We start from the raw sequence: 1,236 nt of genomic DNA, 5'->3' as shown, positions 1-1,236 counted from the left end.
TGACGGCCGCGACCGCGTGGGGGTGCCTGGCCCTCGTGGTCGTGACGGCAAGCGTGCTGCTCGACCGGGCCCGCCGGGACGGCGCCCGCAGCGCCCGGGAACTCGCCCAGGCCCAGGGCCGGTCGGCGCTGCAGGCGGCCGAGGCGGCACAGCTGGTGAACGTCACGCTGCCCTCCGTCATGCAGCAGCTGCGGGAGACCGCGTCCGTGAGCCCGGTCCCGGCCCCCTCCGACCCCCAACTGCGCCGCATCCTGGAGGAGTTCACCGCGGCCGTCGAGTCCTCCGTGCGGGACGCCGCCCTCACCCGGGCGGAGCGCGACGGCATCCAGGGTGAACTGGAGCGCGCGGCCGAGGAGTTGGAGCGGCTTCGCACCAAGACGTTCCCCGCCGCCGTGGCCCGGCTGCACGAGGGCGCTTCGGCCGACACAGTGCTCGCCGAACTGGTCTGGCCGGACAACCCCCTGTTGAGGGTTCCGGCCGAGGCATTCCTGCGCGAACTCGCCCGGAGCGAGCGCCGCGCGGCCGCCGCCCAGGCCGCCTCCGCCAAGGCGCTCAGCCGGGTCCAGGCGAAGTCCGTGAGCATGCTGGCCGACCTGCGCGGCATGCAGGAGCGGCACGGCGAGGAGGTCTTCGGCGACCTGCTGCGCCTGGACCACTCCACCTCCCAACTCGGCTTGATGACCGACCGGTTGGCACTACTCATGGGCGGCCGCTCCAGCCGCGCCTGGAACAAGCCGATCGTGATGGAGAGCGTGCTGCGCGGCGCCGTCGGCCGGATCGCCGCCTACCAGCGGGTGCGCCTGCACTGCGCGACCGACGCGGCCCTCGCCGGGTTCGCGGCCGAGGGCGTGATGCACCTGCTGGCCGAGCTGATGGACAACGCGGCGAACTTCTCGCCGCCCATCGACGAGGTCCACGTCTACGTGGAGGAGCGGTCCGCCGGGCTCGTCGTGACGATCGAGGACAGCGGTCTGAAGATGGCCGACGCGGCCATGCGCCGGGCCGAGGAAGCGGTGTCGGGGCAGGTCACCGACCTGGCGTCGCTGCAGGGCACCCGCCTCGGGCTCGCCGTCGTCGGCCGGCTCGCCGCGAAGTACCGCATCGACGTGAACTTCCGTCCGTCCTCGCGCGGCGGCACCGGCGTCGTGGTGCTGCTCCCTCCGCAGCTCCTCGCCCAGCAGCGCGACGTCGCGCCCGGCGTGCCGGCGCCGCGCCCCGCTCCCGCGGAGACGCACG

The 1,236-nt window shown here is 74.4% G+C and carries 1 protein-coding gene; it reads left to right on the top strand.

Annotated features, from left to right (window positions below; all coding sequences use genetic code 11):
- Positions 1-1,236 (top strand): ATP-binding protein (locus tag G3I40_RS15265; protein WP_164302713.1); only part of this gene is annotated, 1,236 nt, incomplete at both ends.

The sequence above is a fragment of the Streptomyces sp. SID14478 genome, assembly GCF_010548525.1.
Classification (GTDB): Bacteria; Actinomycetota; Actinomycetes; order Streptomycetales; family Streptomycetaceae; genus Streptomyces.
The sequence above is the reverse complement of the archived record's forward strand: the minus strand, read 5'-3'. Positions and strand labels throughout refer to the sequence as shown.